Annotated in this window: 14 protein-coding genes and 1 CRISPR repeat array; of the genes, 11 read left to right on the top strand and 3 right to left on the bottom strand. The window is 64.8% G+C overall.

What is annotated here, in order from left to right; all coding sequences use genetic code 11:
- Window positions 1-6 precede the first annotated feature (6 nt).
- The 10 genes from tusD to nrfD all read left to right on the top strand — a co-directional run bounded on the left by tusD (window position 7) and on the right by nrfD (window position 8562).
- Entirely contained in the window at window positions 7-399 is a 393-nt protein-coding gene (gene tusD, locus ACYQ2W_RS10200) for a sulfurtransferase complex subunit TusD (protein ID WP_459865943.1), read from the top strand.
- Between the two features lie 16 nt (window positions 400-415).
- The gene (gene tusC, locus ACYQ2W_RS10195; RefSeq protein ID WP_459865939.1) at window positions 416-781 is read left to right on the top strand and encodes a sulfurtransferase complex subunit TusC; all 366 of its coding nucleotides are present in this window, start codon (window positions 416-418) and stop codon (window positions 779-781) included.
- Window positions 782-797: 16 nt separating this feature from the next.
- Complete coding sequence (tusB, locus tag ACYQ2W_RS10190; protein ID WP_459865979.1) at window positions 798-1100, top strand: sulfurtransferase complex subunit TusB; 303 nt, start codon at window positions 798-800, stop codon at window positions 1098-1100.
- Between the two features lie 44 nt (window positions 1101-1144).
- Complete coding sequence (locus ACYQ2W_RS10185) at window positions 1145-1477, top strand: TusE/DsrC/DsvC family sulfur relay protein (protein ID WP_459865936.1); 333 nt, start codon at window positions 1145-1147, stop codon at window positions 1475-1477.
- 104 nt (window positions 1478-1581) lie between these two features.
- Window positions 1582-2307 carry a respiratory nitrate reductase subunit gamma gene (locus ACYQ2W_RS10180; RefSeq protein ID WP_459865933.1) on the top strand — a complete coding sequence of 242 codons (726 nt, stop codon included), beginning with the start codon at window positions 1582-1584 and terminating at the stop codon, window positions 2305-2307.
- A 70-nt stretch (window positions 2308-2377) separates the two neighbouring features.
- A complete protein-coding gene (gene dsrK / locus ACYQ2W_RS10175) occupies window positions 2378-3928 on the top strand; it encodes a sulfate reduction electron transfer complex DsrMKJOP subunit DsrK (protein ID WP_459865930.1) in 1551 nt (516 codons plus the stop codon).
- Window positions 3929-4017: 89 nt separating this feature from the next.
- Window positions 4018-6009: an NAD(P)-binding protein gene (locus tag ACYQ2W_RS10170; protein WP_459865927.1), complete on the top strand. Its 1992-nt coding sequence runs from the start codon at window positions 4018-4020 to the stop codon at window positions 6007-6009.
- Window positions 6009-6413, top strand: a complete 405-nt coding sequence (locus ACYQ2W_RS10165; RefSeq protein WP_459865924.1) for a sulfur reduction protein DsrJ — start codon at window positions 6009-6011, stop codon at window positions 6411-6413. The genes ACYQ2W_RS10170 and ACYQ2W_RS10165 overlap by 1 nt, the downstream gene beginning before the upstream one ends.
- A gap of 130 nt (window positions 6414-6543) precedes the next feature.
- On the top strand, window positions 6544-7302 hold the full coding sequence (gene dsrO / locus ACYQ2W_RS10160) for a sulfate reduction electron transfer complex DsrMKJOP subunit DsrO (protein WP_459865921.1): 759 nt from the start codon (window positions 6544-6546) through the stop codon (window positions 7300-7302).
- Window positions 7303-7347: 45 nt separating this feature from the next.
- Entirely contained in the window at window positions 7348-8562 is a 1215-nt protein-coding gene (nrfD, locus tag ACYQ2W_RS10155; RefSeq protein WP_459865918.1) for an NrfD/PsrC family molybdoenzyme membrane anchor subunit, read from the top strand.
- Between the two features lie 194 nt (window positions 8563-8756).
- Here nrfD and ACYQ2W_RS10150 read toward each other — a convergent pair whose 3' ends face one another.
- Entirely contained in the window at window positions 8757-9416 is a 660-nt protein-coding gene (locus ACYQ2W_RS10150) for a YceH family protein (protein ID WP_459865915.1), read from the bottom strand.
- Between the two features lie 280 nt (window positions 9417-9696).
- Window positions 9697-12574: direct repeats of the CRISPR family, unit length 36 nt; unit sequence GCTTCAATGAGGCCCCGGCAAATTGCCGGGGAATAG.
- A gap of 461 nt (window positions 12575-13035) precedes the next feature.
- On the opposite strand from ACYQ2W_RS10150, the gene ACYQ2W_RS10145 reads away from it, so the two are divergent.
- Entirely contained in the window at window positions 13036-13677 is a 642-nt protein-coding gene (locus ACYQ2W_RS10145; protein ID WP_459865911.1) for an adenylate kinase, read from the top strand.
- A 343-nt stretch (window positions 13678-14020) separates the two neighbouring features.
- On the opposite strand, the gene ACYQ2W_RS10140 is transcribed toward ACYQ2W_RS10145, so the two are convergent.
- On the bottom strand, window positions 14021-14572 hold the full coding sequence (locus ACYQ2W_RS10140) for a rhodanese-like domain-containing protein (protein WP_459865908.1): 552 nt from the start codon (window positions 14570-14572) through the stop codon (window positions 14021-14023).
- Window positions 14573-14695: 123 nt separating this feature from the next.
- Window positions 14696-16690 (bottom strand): cation:proton antiporter, encoded by a 1995-nt coding sequence (locus tag ACYQ2W_RS10135; RefSeq protein WP_459865905.1) that lies wholly within the window; start codon window positions 16688-16690, stop codon window positions 14696-14698.
- Between the last annotated feature and the right edge of the window lie 17 nt (window positions 16691-16707).

Genomic DNA, 16707 nt, shown 5'->3' with positions numbered 1-16707 from the left:
GACCGAATGAAATTCGGGATTATGGTCAACGAAGGGCCCTATCAGCACCAGTCCGCCGATAGCGCCTACCAGTTCACCAAGGCCGCCCTGGAGAAGGGACACGAGATCTTCCGTGTCTTCTTCTACCACGACGGGGTGAACAACTCCACGCGCCTTACCACTCCCCCGCAGGACGATCGTCACATCGTCAACCGTTGGGCGGAGCTGAAGGAGAAGTACGATCTGGATCTCGTGGTCTGCGTCGCCGCCGCCCAGCGTCGCGGCATCGCGGATGCCGACGAGTCCAAGCGTAACGGTAAGGACGCCGACAACCTTCACCCCGCGTTCCGCATCTCCGGCCTCGGTCAGCTGATCGAAGCCGGGATCGAGTCGGATCGTCTGGTGGTGTTCGGCGACTAAGGCGGGGAGTAGAGCAATGAGTGATGTGAAAAAGTTCCTGTACGTGAACCGCAAGGCTCCGTATGGCACGGTCTACGCCCTGGAGTCACTGGAGGTGGTGCTGATCGGTGCCGCCTTCGAACAGGACGTCAGCATGGTGTTCATGGACGACGGGGTCTATCAGCTGAAGAAGGGCCAGAACACCGACGGTGTGGAGATGAAGAACTTCTCGCCCACCTACCGTGCGCTGGAAATGTACGACGTCGAGAAGCTTTACGTCGACCAGGCCTCCCTGGAGGCCCGCGGCCTGAGCGCCGACGACCTGCTGGTGGATGTCGAAGTGATGAACGCCGAACAGATCGCGGACCTGATGGAAGATCAGGACGTGGTCCTGTCGTTCTGAGGAGACGGAAACCATGATGCTTCATACCGTTAACAAGTCGCCCTTCATGAGCAACAACCTGGACAGCTGTCTGCAGATGGCCAAGAAGGGTTCCGCCATCCTGCTGTTCGAGGATGGGGTGTTCGCCGCGCTGAAGGGCACCGCGCACGCCGATAAGGTGTCCGCCGCCAACGCCGAGACCCCGGTCTACGTGCTCGGTCCCGACCTCGCCGCCCGCGGCTTCAGCGAGGACGCGGTGATCGACGGCGTCAAGGTGGTGGACTACGCCGGCTTTGTGGATCTCGCCGTCGAGCACGACAAGGTCCAGGCCTGGGTCTAACCGGGTAATTGAGTTCTAAACGTTAAACACGAGGAGATTTAAGCATGGCATACGAAGTGAATGGCCAGTCTTTCGAGGCCGATGAAGAGGGTTACCTGGTCAACCTCGCCGACTGGAACAAGGACCTCGCCGTCCTGATCGCCAAGGACGAGGGCATCGAGATGACCGAGCAGCACTGGGAAGTGGTCGAGTTCCTGCGCGAGTACTACAACGAGTACCAGATCGCCCCGGCCGTCCGCGTGCTGACCAAGGCCATCGGCAAGAAGCTGGGTCCGGACAAAGGCAACAGCAAGTACCTCTACGAGCTGTTCCCCTACGGTCCCGCCAAGCAGGCCTGCAAGATCGCCGGTCTGCCCAAGCCGACCGGCTGCATCTAATCGTCCTCAGCGGACATTAGATCGGTAAGAGGGGGGCGTTCGGCGCCCCCCTCTTCCAGAATCCGATTACGCAATACCCGAATCGAGAAGTGGAGAACGAGTCCATGTCTTTGCTGTACGCACTGCTCTTTTATGTAGCGACAGCGGTGTTTATCGGTGGCCTGGCGCTGCGGATCCGCCAATACTGGCAGACCCCCGCCCCCCTCAAGATTCCCACGATGCCCGCCCCCCTCAACAACGGCGGGGTCGCCCTGCGGATGACCCGCGAGGTCGTCCTGTTCGAGAGCCTGTTCAAGTCCAACAAGTGGATCTGGCTCTTCGGTTGGCTCTTCCACGTCGGTTTGGCCCTGGTGTTGCTGCGTCACGTCCGCTACTTCCAGGCCGACGTGTGGGGGATCATCACCCTGATCCAGCCGTTCGGCAAGTACGCGGCCTTCGCCATGGTGGCGGGCCTCGGCGGCCTGCTTGCCCGCCGCATCGTGGTCGAGCGCATTCGCTACATCTCGCAGCCGTCGGACTTCCTGATGCTGTTCCTGCTGCTCGGCATCGGCATCAGCGGCGCGACCATGACCTTCGTCGCCCACGATACCGACATCATCGGGGTGAAGGCCTTCTTCCTCGGCCTGATGCGTTTCGACCTGAGCAACCCGCTGCCGGCCAGCGGTCCGCTCTACGTCCACCTCTTCCTGGTGGCGACGCTGATGATCATCTTCCCCTTCAGCAAGCTGCTGCATGCCCCGGGGATCTTCTTCAGCCCGACCCGCAACCAGGCGGACAACGCCCGCGACAAGCGCCACATCGCGCCGTGGGCCAAGGAGCTGGAGCGCTAGGGCGCCCGCTTCAGTCCGACTGTAGATCGAACCACGATCCGAACCGTATTTAGCTTGGAAGGAGCACAGCGTGGCTGACTTCGAGACTCCAGAGTATCGGGAATTCAACGATATTCCCGCCCTGAAACCGGATGCGATGGCGCACTCCAGTCCGTTCGTGGCGAAGCCCGACCACCAGACGGACCTCGGTTTCCCCGGTGAGCTGGTCGACGACTGGCATGACAAGGCGATCGCCAAGCTGGGCGAGCTGACCCAGAAGTTCCGCGGCCTGCGGGTGTTTCTCGATTCGTGCGTGAAGTGCGGCTCCTGCACCGACAAGTGCCACTACTTCATCGGCACCCACGACCCGAAGAACATGCCGGTGGCCCGCCAGGATCTGCTGCGCCGGGTCTACCGCCGCCACTTCACCCTGGCCGGCAAGCTGTTCCCCAAGCTGGTCGGCGCCGAGGACCTGACCCGCGAGATGCTCGATGAGTGGCACAGCTACTTCCATCAGTGCTCGCAGTGTCGCCGCTGCTCGGTGTTCTGCCCCTACGGCATCGACACCGCCGAGATCTCGATGGCGGCCCGCGAGATCCTCGACTCCATCGGCTACGGTCAGAAGTACTGCAACGAGATCATCGGCAAGGTCCACAAGATCGGCAACAACCTCGGTCTGCCCGGTCCCGCGCTGAAGATGACCGTCGAGGGATTGGCCGAGGACGTGATGGACGACGACGGTGTCGAAGTCGCCTTCCCGGTGGACCAGGAGGGTGCCGACATCCTGCTGATCACCCCGTCGGCCGACTTCTTCGCCGAGCCGCACATGGACGGCCTGATCGGTTACGCCAAGGTGTTCCACGAGGCCGGCGTCAGCTGGACGCTCAGCTCCTACGCCTCCGAGGGCGCCAACTTCGGCATGTTCATCGGCTCCTACGAGCAGATGCGCAAGGTGGCCCAGCGTATCCACAAGGCGGCGGTCGATCTCAAGGTCAAGCGCATCGTGGTCGGCGAGTGCGGCCACGCCTGGCGCGTCGCCTACAGCTTCTGGAACACCCTGGCCGCGGTTGGCCACGGCGCGGCGGCGGACGACGAGTACGCGCGCCAGCTGCAGGATCAGCTCGACCCCAACTACCCGGTGCCGCAGCACATCTGCGAGTTCACCAACGACCTGATCCAGCGCGGCAAGCTGGAGCTGGATCCGAGCGCCAACGACCACATGACGCTCACCTTCCACGACTCGTGCAACGTCGCCCGCGCCTCGCGCATGGGTGACTTCCCCGGTGGCCAGTTCGTCATTCCGCGCAACGTGATCAAGGCGGTGTGCAACAACTACGTGGACATGGATCCCGACACCATCCACGAGAAGACCTTCTGCTGCGGCGGCGGCGGCGGTCTGCTCACCGACGACCTGATGGAGATCCGCGTCAAGGGTGCACTGCCCCGCATGGAGGCGCTGAGCAAGGTGGTGGAGGAGAACGGGGTGACCAACCTCGCGGCCATCTGTGCCATCTGCAAGAGCCAGTTCACCAAGGTGCTGCCCTACTACAAGATGCCGATGGACATGATCGTCTCGGTCCATCAGCTGGTCAGTAACGCCATCAAGCTCGACAAGGAGCCCGGTGGCGCCAACCGCAGGTAGCGGTCGGCAAACAACGGTAATCGATCGGCGGCGGCCGACCCGCCGCCAGACCACTCAATTTGAATCCATTGGTACGGGAGAAGTAAGCGATGGCGACTTCCAGCGACGACATGAAGACTATGAATTTCCGCCGCTACGAGGAGGGTGATTTCGAGCACCGTCCGTGGCAGGAAGAGATCTGGCAGGCGGGCTGGACCCACAAGTGCCCGACCTACGTTCACCGCACCCCCCCGTGCCAGGGCAGCTGCCCCTCCGGCCACGACATCCGCGGCTGGCTGGACATCGTGCGCGGCATCGAGAAGCCCTCCGGCGAGAAGAGCTGGCAGGAGTACGCCTTCGAGCGCATGACGCTCTCCAACCCCTTCCCGGCGATCATGGGCCGCGTCTGCCCGGCCCCCTGCCAGGACGGCTGCAACCGCAACCAGGTCGAGGACTTCGTCGGCATCAACTCGGTCGAGCACTTCATCGGCAACTGGGCGCTGGAGAACGGGATGAAGTTCACCGCCGGCGCTGATACCGGCAAGAAGGTCGCCATCGTCGGTGGTGGCCCCGGCGGTCTCGCCGCCGCCTACCAGCTGCGCAAGATGGGCCACGGCGTGACCCTGTTCGACGAGCACAGCGAGCTCGGCGGCATGATGCGCTACGGCATCCCCGGCTACCGTACCCCGCGCAACGTCCTCGACGGCGAGATCCAGCGCATCGTCGACATGGGCGTCGAGGTGAAGACCGGCACCCGCGTCGGCCGCGAAGTGACCATGGAGCAGATCGAGAGCGACTACGACGCGGTGGTCTGGGCGATCGGTGCGCAGGCCGGTCGCGCGCTGCCCATCGACGGCGCCGACGCCGACAACTGCATCACCGGCGTCGCCTTCCTCGAGGCCTTCAACGACGGCCGCCTGCAGCACGTCACCGGCAAGGTGATCGTCATCGGTGGTGGCGACACCTCCATCGACGTCGCCTCCGTCGCCCGCCGCCTCGGCCACATCACCGTCGAGAACGAGAACGAGCGTCCCGAGTACGTGGTACTCGGCCAGACCGCCCACGACGTCGCCTCCACCGCCAAGCGCGAGGGCGCCGACGTGCTGCTGATGTCCCGCCAGCCGGTCGACAAGATGAACGCCGCCCAGCATGAGATCGAAGACGCCCTGCGCGAAGGTGTCGAGATCAAGGGTGCGTTGACCCCGGTCTCGGTGGTCAAGGACGCCTCCGGCCGTGCCATCGCCCTGAAGGTCGCCGACCTCGACTACTCCACCGGCAAGGCCGTGGTGGTCGAAGGCTCCGAGCGCGACATCGAATGCGACCTGGTCGTCGCCGCCATCGGCCAGACCGGTGACTTCACCGGCATCGAGGCGATGGGCAACGAGCGCGGCCTGATCGACTCCGACAAGAACTTCCAGGTCGCCGGCAAGCCGGGCCACTTCGTCTGCGGTGATGCGGTCCGCCCGCACCTGCTGACCACCGCCATCGGCCAGGCCTCCATCGCCTGCGAATCGGTCGACCACTTCCTCAAGAACCAGGCCGTCGGCAAGCGTCCCAAGGTCGACGTCCACCACTTCAACCTGCTCGGCAAGCTGAAGGAGTGGAACTTGGCGCCCGAGGAGTTCAAGCGCCTCGATCCCGAGGAGATCAAGAAGGCCGAGGGTTTCGCCAAGGAGATCGACCTGGGCCAGCGCGGCACCTCCGATGCCAAGTTCGCGGTGCACAACTACGAGGACCGCTCCTTCAACGACATCATCCCGTCGGATGAGCTGTTCCTGGGCCACTTCACCTACACCCCGCGCCACATCCGCGACAACATCGAGGTGAGCGCCGAGGAGGTGCTGGGCCATTTCGAAGAGCGTCTGGTGGCGCTCACCGAGGAGGACGTGGTGGCCGAGGCCAAGCGCTGCATGAGTTGCGGCATGTGCTTCGAGTGCGACAACTGCGTGGTCTACTGCCCGCAGGACGCGGTGCAGAAGACCCCGCGTGGCGAGTCGACCACCGGTCGCTACGTCTTCACCGACTACTCCAAGTGCATCGGCTGCCACATCTGCGCCGACGTCTGTCCCACCGGCTACATCCAGATGGGTATGGGTGACTGATGATGACTATCGCTTCCACCGTGAAGCGCTGGCTCCTGGCCGCGGTCGGTTTGTCGCTCCTGGCGGCGGCCGCCTCGGCGGGCGCCGAGGGGCGTACGCCGCTCCCGGTCGTCCCCAAGGCCAAGGGGGACCAGTGCGTCGAAGATCCCGGGTACATGCGCCGCCACCACATGGAGCTGCTCATGCACCAGCGCGACGATACGCTGCGCCGCGGGATCCGGACCACCCGGTACAGCCTCAAACACTGTCTCTCCTGCCACGTCCCGAGCGTCGAGGAGAAGAAGGTGGAGTTCGGCAGCAATGAGCACTTCTGCTCCTCCTGTCACAACTACGCAGCGGTGCGGATCGACTGTTTCGAGTGCCACGCCACTCAGCCCTCCGGCACCACCGCCGCCAGCGAATAAGGCAGCCGCCGCGTCGAGCCGACTCGTCGGACGACCGGGTAGCCGAACGGACTATCGAATCGGGTAACCCATCCGGAACAGCCACCGGAAAAGTGATTAGCCGCGAAAGCAGCGAAGGGTAACGTTTCCTATGCACGACCAGCAGTCCAGCAATCAGCACGCCGCTGAAGCCGATCAGGCGCGCCGCGACTTCCTCAAGAAGGGCGCCCTGGCCGCCGGCGTCGCCATCGCCCCCGGCGTGATGCTGATGGGCGGCGCCCAAGCGCGCCCCGCCGATCAGCCGGCCACCAGCGCCAACCGCTGGGGTCTCCTTATCGACACCCGCAAGTGCAAGAGCGATTGCGACGCCTGCGTCGCGGCCTGCGCCACCGAAAACGGCCTGCACGGCCACCACGCCCGTGCCGAGCAGACGGTGCAGTGGATCCGCAAGGTGGAGGTGAAGGACAAGTCCTCCGGCTTCGCCGCCTCGCTGCCGGTGATGTGCCAGCACTGCGCGGAGCCGCCCTGCGTCGACGTCTGCCCCACCGGCGCCTCGATGAAGCGTGCCGACGGCATCGTCCTGGTGGACAAGCACATCTGCATCGGCTGCCGCTACTGCATGATGGCCTGCCCCTACAAGGCGCGCTCGTTCAACCACGAGCACACCACCGGCCAGAAGGAGTACTCGCCGCGCGGGCAGGGCACCGTCGAGGCCTGCACCCTGTGCGTCCACCGGGTCGATGCCGGCGGCATCCCGGCGTGTGCCGAGGCGTGCCCCAGCGGCGCCATCACCTTCGGCGACCTCAACGACCCCGAGAGCGAGATCTCCCGCAAGGTGCGCGCCGAGGCGAGCACCCAGATCCGCGCCGACTTCGGCCTCAATCCGGGCGTCCGCTACCAGGGCATCTGAACCTGGACTATCCGACCTGGCGCAACGCAACGCTTTGGTGAACCAATGAAAAAGAGCATCGCTTTTCACGAGATCGACGGCCGCGGGATGGGCTATTGGGGCCTCCTCGGCGGTCTCGGCGCGCTGGTCCTGATGGGCCTCGGCGCCGCCTTCTACATGGAGCACAACGGTCACTGGGTGACCGGTATGGACAACCAGGTGGTGTGGGGCATGCCCCACGTCTTCGCCGTGTTCCTGATCGTCGCCGCCTCCGGCGCGCTCAACATCGCCTCCATCTCGTCGGTCTTCAACAAGAAGGTCTACAAGCCGCTGGCGCCGCTCTCCGGCCTGCTCGCCATCGCGCTGCTGGCCGGCGGCCTGATGGTGCTGGTGCTCGACCTGGGGCGCCCCGACCGGCTGATCGTGGCGATGACCCACTACAACTTCAAGTCGATCTTCGCCTGGAACATCATCCTCTATAACGGCTTCTTCGCCATCGTCGCGGTCTACCTGTGGATGATGATGGAGAAGAAGATGAACCGCTACAGCAGCAAGGTCGGCTTCTTCGCCTTCCTCTGGCGGCTGATCCTCACCACCGGTACCGGCTCCATCTTCGGCTTCCTGGTCGCCCGCCAGGCCTACGACGCCGCGATCCTGGCGCCGATGTTCGTCATCATGTCCTTCGCCTTCGGCGCGGCGATCTTCCTGCTGGTGCTGATGGCCGCCTACAAGTGGAGCGGCCGCGAGCTGGGCGACGTGGTGGTGAAGCGGCTGAAGAACCTGCTCGGCGTGTTCATCGGCGCGGTGCTCTACTTCAGCATGGTGTTCCACCTGACCAATCTCTACGCCACCGAGCACCACGGGGTCGAGGCCTTCATCCTGAGCGACGGCGGCGGCATCACCACCCTGTTCTGGTTCGGACATGTCATCGTCGGCTGCCTGATCCCGCTGGCCCTGCTCTACGCCCCGGCCACCGGCAACTCCCGTGGCGCCATCGGTCTCGCCTCGGTGCTGGTGGTGCTCGGCGGCCTGGCCCAGATGTACGTGATCATCATCGGCGGCCAGTCCTTCCCGCTGGCGCTCTTCCCCGGCATGGAGGTGACCAGCAGTTTCCACGATGGCGTGGTCAACCACTACAGCCCTACCGCCTGGGAGGTGATGCTCGGCATCGGCGGCGTCGCCATGTCGCTGGCCCTGGTCACGGTGGCGGTGAAGGTGTTGAAATTCCTCCCCGCGAGCCTCGACGACGCCACGGTGGATCCTCACTACAAGGGCGCCTAGCACGGAAAGGGGCCTCTTCCAGAGGCCCTTTTCCGCATGTGGGTGGGAAAGCAAGAAGGACCCGTTCGGGTCCTTTTCGTTGTGGGCCGGGTGTGGCTTGCGGGCTGGTGTTCGGTATAGGGCGGCCCGTGGCCGCCGCGGCGTATCCGTCGGCACCGGCCTTTCGACGGGGTACGCGGTTTCGGCCTCCGCCGTTACGAGGTCAATCCGTCGAGCAGGGCGCGCAGCTCCGCCACCTCCTCGCGCAACTCCGCCACCTCCCGCTCCAACGCCGCCAGCCGATCCCCCTTCGCCGAGTGGATCGCCTCCCGTTCTATCGGCTCATTGTTCGCGGTACCGCTCACCTCGCCGCTGAAGAGATGGGCATAGCGGGACTCCCGCCGCCCCGGCTCACGGGCCAGACGCACCACGAAGGGGCCGTCCTCGCGGGAGGCGAGCCCCTCCAGGGTCGCCTCCACCTCGCCGACGTCGGCGAAGCGGCACAGGCGCTGGGCGTGGGAACGCAGTTCGCCCGGGGTCTGCGCCCCGCGCAGCAGCAGCTCGCAGACCACCCCCAGCTCCCGGGCGGAGAAGTGGAGGGTGCCGAACTCGGTGTTGCAGAAACGGTGCCCGTACTTCGACACCCGGCTGCCGAAACCGCCCTTCTCCACCACCATCCGCTGCTTGACCAGCCCGTCGAGGGTCGCCTGCACCTCCGTTTCGTCCAGGTCGAGCACCGGCGCGCGGTTGCTCTTCTGATTGCAGGCGTTGGTCAGCGCGTTGAGCGACAGCGGGTACTGCTCCGGGGTGGTGATCTCCTTCTCGATCAGGCAACCGATGATGCGGGTTTCGATGAGGCTGAGTTCGCTCTTCAAAGGGAGATCTCCTTGGCGGGTGGGGTGGCCATTCTACGCCACCGGCGGCGCAATTCGCCGGGAACCAAGGTGCCTTCGCCGCAAACAGTCCCGATCCGACAGCCTCCTGGGCCAACCCGCCCCGCGATCAGCGCATTTTTCTCCCGAGGTCACCGAACCCGGCCGGTGAGGACGTAGGGTGTGCCGAGGTACGAGGCGCACCACCCTCCGGCCGGTGCGCCTCCTATCGTCGGCACTCCCTACCCAACTATCGGGCGGAGGTCAGCAGCATGGTGCCGAAGCTTGAGTGAGGCCCCGGCAAATTGCCGGGGAATAGAGGCCACATCCAGGATCATGTCGGCGGCGGGCTGCGCCTCGCTTCAATGAGGCCCCGGCAAATTGCCGGGGAATAGGTCGACCACCACGCCGGACCACTCGGAGAGACGGCGGCCGCTTCAATGAGGCCCCGGCAAATTGCCGGGGAATAGGTGACTTTAGCGTATTAGACATAAGTGGGCATGGATCGCTTCAATGAGGCCCCGGCAAATTGCCGGGGAATAGCGTCACCGCCGCGGGCGCTGCGCGCAGTCTTCCGACGCTTCAATGAGGCCCCGGCAAATTGCCGGGGAATAGGTCGGGATTGAGGGGATGATCCTAATGAAAAGGCCCGTTGGCTTCAATGAGGCCCCGGCAAATTGCCGGGGAATAGAGGTCATGATCTGGCCGTGACGGTGCCACCACTGGCGGGCTTCAATGAGGCCCCGGCAAATTGCCGGGGAATAGACATGGGCAAGTGCCGCGCGTGTCTTGAAGAGAGGGAGCTTCAATGAGGCCCCGGCAAATTGCCTGGGAATAGCTCATTCCCTCGGGGATGATGATCCCGGAATCGGTATGCTTCAATGAGGCCCCGGCAAATTGCCGGGGAATAGCCGTCTACCCGGATGATTTGTTCGAGGAGAATCTGCCGCTTCAATGAGGCCCCGGCAAATTGCCGGGGAATAGCGATCACGCAACTTCATTTCGTTCTGCTCCTCATTGCTTCAATGAGGCCCCGGCAAATTGCCGGGGAATAGTTCCGTCCTCGACCTTGGCAAGCAGTCCGTCGTCGACGCTTCAATGAGGCCCCGGCAAATTGCCGGGGAATAGGCATCCGACGCTCGGCGGTCGAGGCACCGTCAAGCTGCTTCAATGAGGCCCCGGCAAATTGCCGGGGAATAGCCACACCCTCCGCACGGAGGGAAACCTCACACAGCACGCTTCAATGAGGCCCCGGCAAATTGCCGGGGAATAGAGCCAAGGGGACGGCGGCCGTCGATTATCTTGGTCCGGCTTCAATGAGGCCCCGGCAAATTGCCGGGGAATAGACCAAGGAGGATGGCGATGCCTAAGGGAATCCGACTGCTTCAATGAGGCCCCGGCAAATTGCCGGGGAATAGACCGGGGCGTTATTACCCGAGGTGTTCAGCCCCTCGGCTTCAATGAGGCCCCGGCAAATTGCCGGGGAATAGAAACCCATGAAGAAGACCAGCACCGAGCAGGTCGGGCTTCAATGAGGCCCCGGCAAATTGCCGGGGAATAGTCGATGGAGTGGTTTACGTGCCGCGCGCGGAAGTTCCGGCTTCAATGAGGCCCCGGCAAATTGCCGGGGAATAGATTGAGGCTGCACCGTCAGATTTGCGCCGCCAGTCGGCGCTTCAATGAGGCCCCGGCAAATTGCCGGGGAATAGCACCACTGTCTGGCAAATGGGATGAGTATCAGAAACTGCTTCAATGAGGCCCCGGCAAATTGCCGGGGAATAGCCTCCCGCGGGGTGCTGCGGTGGTCGGCGTTATTCGTGCTTCAATGAGGCCCCGGCAAATTGCCGGGGAATAGATGGACGGGCGGCTTGACGGCCTCGCCTGCCGACTTGCTTCAATGAGGCCCCGGCAAATTGCCGGGGAATAGATAGGAAGTGGCCGACTACCTGGAGTCGACTTACCGCGGGCTTCAATGAGGCCCCGGCAAATTGCCGGGGAATAGGGGACATCATCAACGCCGCCGGCGCCCTCCCCGACCAGCTTCAATGAGGCCCCGGCAAATTGCCGGGGAATAGGACTTGAGTGATGAGGAGCTGAGCGCCGGTGCGCTCGGGCTTCAATGAGGCCCCGGCAAATTGCCGGGGAATAGAGTGGAGGGCACCCACGCGAAGCGGTGGCGCTCCTTCGCTTCAATGAGGCCCCGGCAAATTGCCGGGGAATAGAACAACAGCATGCGAGCCAAGCATGCGGTTGGGCGCGGCTTCAATGAGGCCCCGGCAAATTGCCGGGGAATAGGCGCGCCCCCTCGATCTTCTGCTACGACATTGACGGCTTCAATGAGGCCCCGGCAAATTGCCGGGGAATAGGGACGGGCGGAGTTTCCTCTTACGGGAGGAGGGCAAGCTTCAATGAGGCCCCGGCAAATTGCCGGGGAATAGAACGCGCACCCCGCGACCGCACCGAAGGAGATCAGCAAGCTTCAATGAGGCCCCGGCAAATTGCCGGGGAATAGCCGACCAACTTGTTCAACCGGGGGCAGCGCCAGCCGGCTTCAATGAGGCCCCGGCAAATTGCCGGGGAATAGTGACGGGTCCGCGCCCGTTGCCCATCAGGATTTCGCCGCTTCAATGAGGCCCCGGCAAATTGCCGGGGAATAGGGAGTCTATTAATAGCACCCCTCTACCTCGCCGTAGGCTTCAATGAGGCCCCGGCAAATTGCCGGGGAATAGATACGCGCCAGCCATCGACAGGCCCGCCGACCCGATGCTTCAATGAGGCCCCGGCAAATTGCCGGGGAATAGTTATATCTAACGACAAAAAACAGAAGTGAGAAGTTTGCTTCAATGAGGCCCCGGCAAATTGCCGGGGAATAGGAGCCAGCGGGCGGGGAACTACACGCAGCAGGCGGCGCTTCAATGAGGCCCCGGCAAATTGCCGGGGAATAGCCGCTGCATCCGCGCCGTCATCGAGTGGGGGGAGAAGCTTCAATGAGGCCCCGGCAAATTGCCGGGGAATAGGGGAGTGCAGAGCTTGGAGACGTTCCTTACGGTAGCGCTTCAATGAGGCCCCGGCAAATTGCCGGGGAATAGAGGGGGGAACGCAATGCTGGTGACCAAGATGATGAAGCTTCAATGAGGCCCCGGCAAATTGCCGGGGAATAGGGACCCTTTTGAAACCCTTGCGCCGCAAGGGTTTCAGGGCCGTTTTGCGAGCGGTCCCACCGCGTGGAAAAGTTATCCACAGAAAAGGCTCCTTCCGACCGTTTGGATATCCTGTTTTCTTCCATGTTTTCAAAGAGCTGGCGTTTTTCGAGCGGTCCCCGGGGTTTTCGTCACCACCGGACCGCTCGCAAATGACCGGCGGAGTGCCGGGTGCCGTGCCGCCTTGGCGACCCCCGTATCATGCCGTCGCACGGCGGGGGAGGGCAAGCGGGGGGCTCTACGGGGGATGCACCCCGATGGGGCGAGGGCGGAGGGGATCGCCTCTCGTCCGGCGCGTTTCCGCGAAAATCCGCAGTTCCCTTTTGCTTTTTCGGCGCTTATCTCGCACAATGCCGCCCCTGAATTTTTCCCGGGGCGCGAGTCGCGCCCCGTTTTTGTGCAAACTTTTCGGAGTAACAACCATGCGGCTGATTCTTCTGGGCGCCCCCGGTGCGGGCAAGGGTACCGTGGCCAAGATGCTGACCAAGATCGACGGCTCCGTGCAGATCTCCACCGGCGACATCCTGCGCGCCGCGGTGAAGAACGGCACCGACCTGGGCAAGAAGGCCAAGGAGTTCATGGACGCCGGCGATCTGGTGCCCGATGAGCTGATCATGGGCATCATGAAGGACCGTCTGCGCGAGGATGACTGCAAGGCCGGCTACCTGCTCGACGGCTTCCCCCGCACCATCCCCCAGGCCGAGCAGTTGAAGGTGCTGCTGGAGGAGATCGGTCACAAGCTCGACGCGGTGGTCAACCTCAACGTGCCCCGCGACGTGATCCTCGATCGCCTCACCACCCGCCGCACCTGCACCGACTGCGGTGCCATCTACAACGTCAAGTCCAACCCGCCGAAGGAAGAGGGCAAGTGCGACAAGTGCGGTGGCCCGGTGGTGCAGCGTGACGACGAGACCGAGGAGGCGATCTCCAACCGTCTCGACGTCTACAACGAGAAGACCGCCCCGCTGGCCGATTTCTACAAGGGCGAGGGGATGCTGCTCGACATCGAGGCGACCTCCTCCGACACGGTGGTCGACGCCATCAAGGGCCACGTCGGCATCTGACGGAAAGCGCGCGGCGCGCTTTCCGAGTGTGGATGAAGAGGGGCGCGACCGGCTTGCCGGTCGCGCCTTTTTTATTGGCGTGCGAGCCGGTCTGGGCGTCGAGGAGGGGTCAAGCAACCGGGGAGGGGCGGGGTCTCGGCGACTGGAATCCCCGCCGATCGCTTGCCTGCCCGGAGTCGATTTATCGCTGGCAGTTTCGCTCGACGCGGCGCCCGCGGGGCGCCCTATAGCAGGGCAGCCCGCGGGCGCCGTTGCGTATCGGGGAGGAGGGCCGTTTCATATGGCTCGCCCCAATCCCTCTTCCCTTCGTGTGAAAAGCGGCGCCTGGAAAACCACGGACAGACTACTGGTTGACCGCGGAGAAGCCCGCCTTCGGTTGCCAGGTGCTGCGCTTGCACTCCTTGCCGCGCAGGCTGTTCTGGATCGCGTAGCGCTCCCGGTTCCAGGCGGCGAGCCCGTCGCGGAAGTAGTAGACGTGGGGCATGTCCCAGGCGATCAACTGCTTGGTGGCGTGGTAGGCGCTCCAGCAGTAGGCGTTCTCGCAGTAGACGACGATCTGGTCCGCGGGCCCGGCGTGGCGGGCCAGCTTGCGCCGGGTCAGGCCGTGTTCGTAGTCGATCCACTCGGCGTTGGGGATGGCGCTGACCGCAAAGTTGGCCTCCGACTGGGCGTCGAGGAAGATCGCGCCATCGCAGAAGAGCTGGGCCGCCGCCGCCACGTCGACGGTTTCCGCGCCCCACACCGAGCGTGGGGCCTTGTCGCCGCTGGCCACCCCGGCGGTGGGGGGCGGGGTGTTCTCCACCGGGGTCTTCACCCAGTTCCAGCCGAGCACCACCAGCAGCACCTCGAGCATCACCAGGGCGATTCCGATCGACCATTTCGCGGCATTTGTCATGGGATGGGGCCTCTCCGGCGGGAGCGGCGGCAACCTCTTTTCGATCCGGTATTCACGGAAATTATACCGCTACACAAGGGGGATCGCCCCCCTTCGGTCCGTCGGAAGACGCCGGCCGTCGACTCACCCGTTGAGCAGTCTGCCTTCGGCCCGCTCCAGTTGGGATGGCGTGCCGTAGAGAACCAGCGCGTCGCCCTCCTGGAGGAGGGTGTGGGGCTGCGGCTGGGGGCCGCGGATGCCGCCGCGGCGTACCGCGGTGACCACCACCTCCAACTCGTCGAGGGCCAGCTCCTCCAGGGTGCGGCCGGCGGCGTGGGCCCCCGCGGGCAGGGTGACGGTGTGCAGGCGGTCGCTGGAGCTGTCGGGGGTCTCCAGGAACACCGGCAGGTGGCCGGCGAAGAACCCCTTCAACTCGCCGTAGTGGTCGGCGTGGACCTCGCGCATCCGCCGCAGCACCTTGGTGGCGGGGACGCCGAGGCGGATCATCAGCTGGCTGGCGAGCATCAGGCTGGTCTCCAGGGTCTCCGGGAAGACTTCGGTGGCGCCGCGCGCCTTTAGATGCTCCATGTCGGCGATGGTGCGCGCGCGCACCAGCACCGGCAGCTCCGGGCGGGTGGCGCGCAGGTTCTCCAGGATCCGCTCGGTGACCGCGATGGTGCGGTAGCTGATCACCACCGCGCGGGCCCGTTCCAGCCCGGCGGCGGCGAGCATGTCACGGCGGGTTGCATCCCCGTAGTGGACGTTGAAACCGGCGTCGTGGGCCTCGCGCACCCGCTCCGGTTCCAGGTCGAGGGCGACGTAGTCGATCCCCTCGTGCTCCAGCAGCCGCGCCACGTTCTGGCCGAAGTGGGCGTAGCCGCAGAGGATCACGTGTCCCTCCAGTCCCTCGCTCTCGCTCTCCACGCCGTGGGCCATCTCCCCGAAACCGGCGGCGTAGCTCTGTGGGAAGAGGCGGGTGGCGATGGCGTAGTTGGCGCGGATCGCCAGCGGCGCGAGCACCATGCTCAGCACCGAGGCGATCAGCAGCGGCTGGCTCCCCTCGCCGTCGAGCGCGCCGTGGGTCACCGCCAGGGAGAGCAGCACGAAGCTGAATTCGCCGACGTGGGCCAAGGTCAGCCCGGTGCGTAATGCCACCCCCGGTTCGGCGCCGTTGATCAGCCGCTCCAGGCCCATGATCAACGCCCCCTTGCCGAGTACGATGAGGATCAGCAGCAGCGCCACCCAGGGCCACACCCGAGGGAGTTCGAAGGGGTTGAGGAGCATGCCGACGGTGACGAAGAAGAGCCCCAGCAGCACGTCGCGGAAGGGACGGATGTCTCCCTCCACCTGATGGCGGAACTCGGTTTCGCCGATCATCATGCCGGCGAGGAAGGCGCCGAGGGCGAGCGACAGTCCCGCCTCGTGGGTGGCCCACGCCGCCCCCAGGGAGACCGCCAGCACGGTGAGCATGAACAGCTCCTCCGAGCGGGCCGCGGCCACCGTGCGCAGCAGCGGGCGGAGCAGGTAGTAGCCGGCGGCGATCACCGCGACGAAGATCAGCGTCCCCTTGCCCATGGCGGCGGCGGCGGAGGCCAGGCTCTCGCCGCCGAGGCCGCTCGCCGCCCCGCCGGCCAGCGCCGGGATCAGCAGCAGGAAGGGGATCACCGCCATGTCCTGGAAGAGCAGGATGGCGATGGCGCTGCGGCCGTGGCGGGAGTGGAGCTCCAACTGCTCGGCCAGCTGCTTGCTGACGATGGCGGTGGAGGACATGGCGACGATGCCGCCGACGGCGAAGGCGCCGCCGAAGGAGAGTCCGGCGAGCCAGGCGGCGATGCCCGCCACCGCGGCGGTGAATGCCACCTGGGCGGTGCCGAGCCCGAGCACCGCCCGGCGCATGGTGAGCAACTGGGGCAGGGAGAACTCCAGGCCGATGGAGAACATCAGGAAGACCACCCCGAACTCGGCGAGGAAGCGGACGTTCTCGCTGTCGGTGATCAGCCCGGCGCCGTGGGGACCCGCCACCACGCCGAGGAACAGGTAGCCGAGGATCGGCGGCAGGTGCAGCCGCCGGAACAGCGCCACCACCGCCACCGCCGCCGCGAGCAGCGTCAAGACCTCCTGGAAGATGCTGTAGTTCATCGGGGTACCACCGTCTG

It is taken from the genome of Endothiovibrio diazotrophicus (genome assembly GCF_054657215.1).
This window is presented reverse-complemented; position numbering and strand designations above follow the sequence as displayed.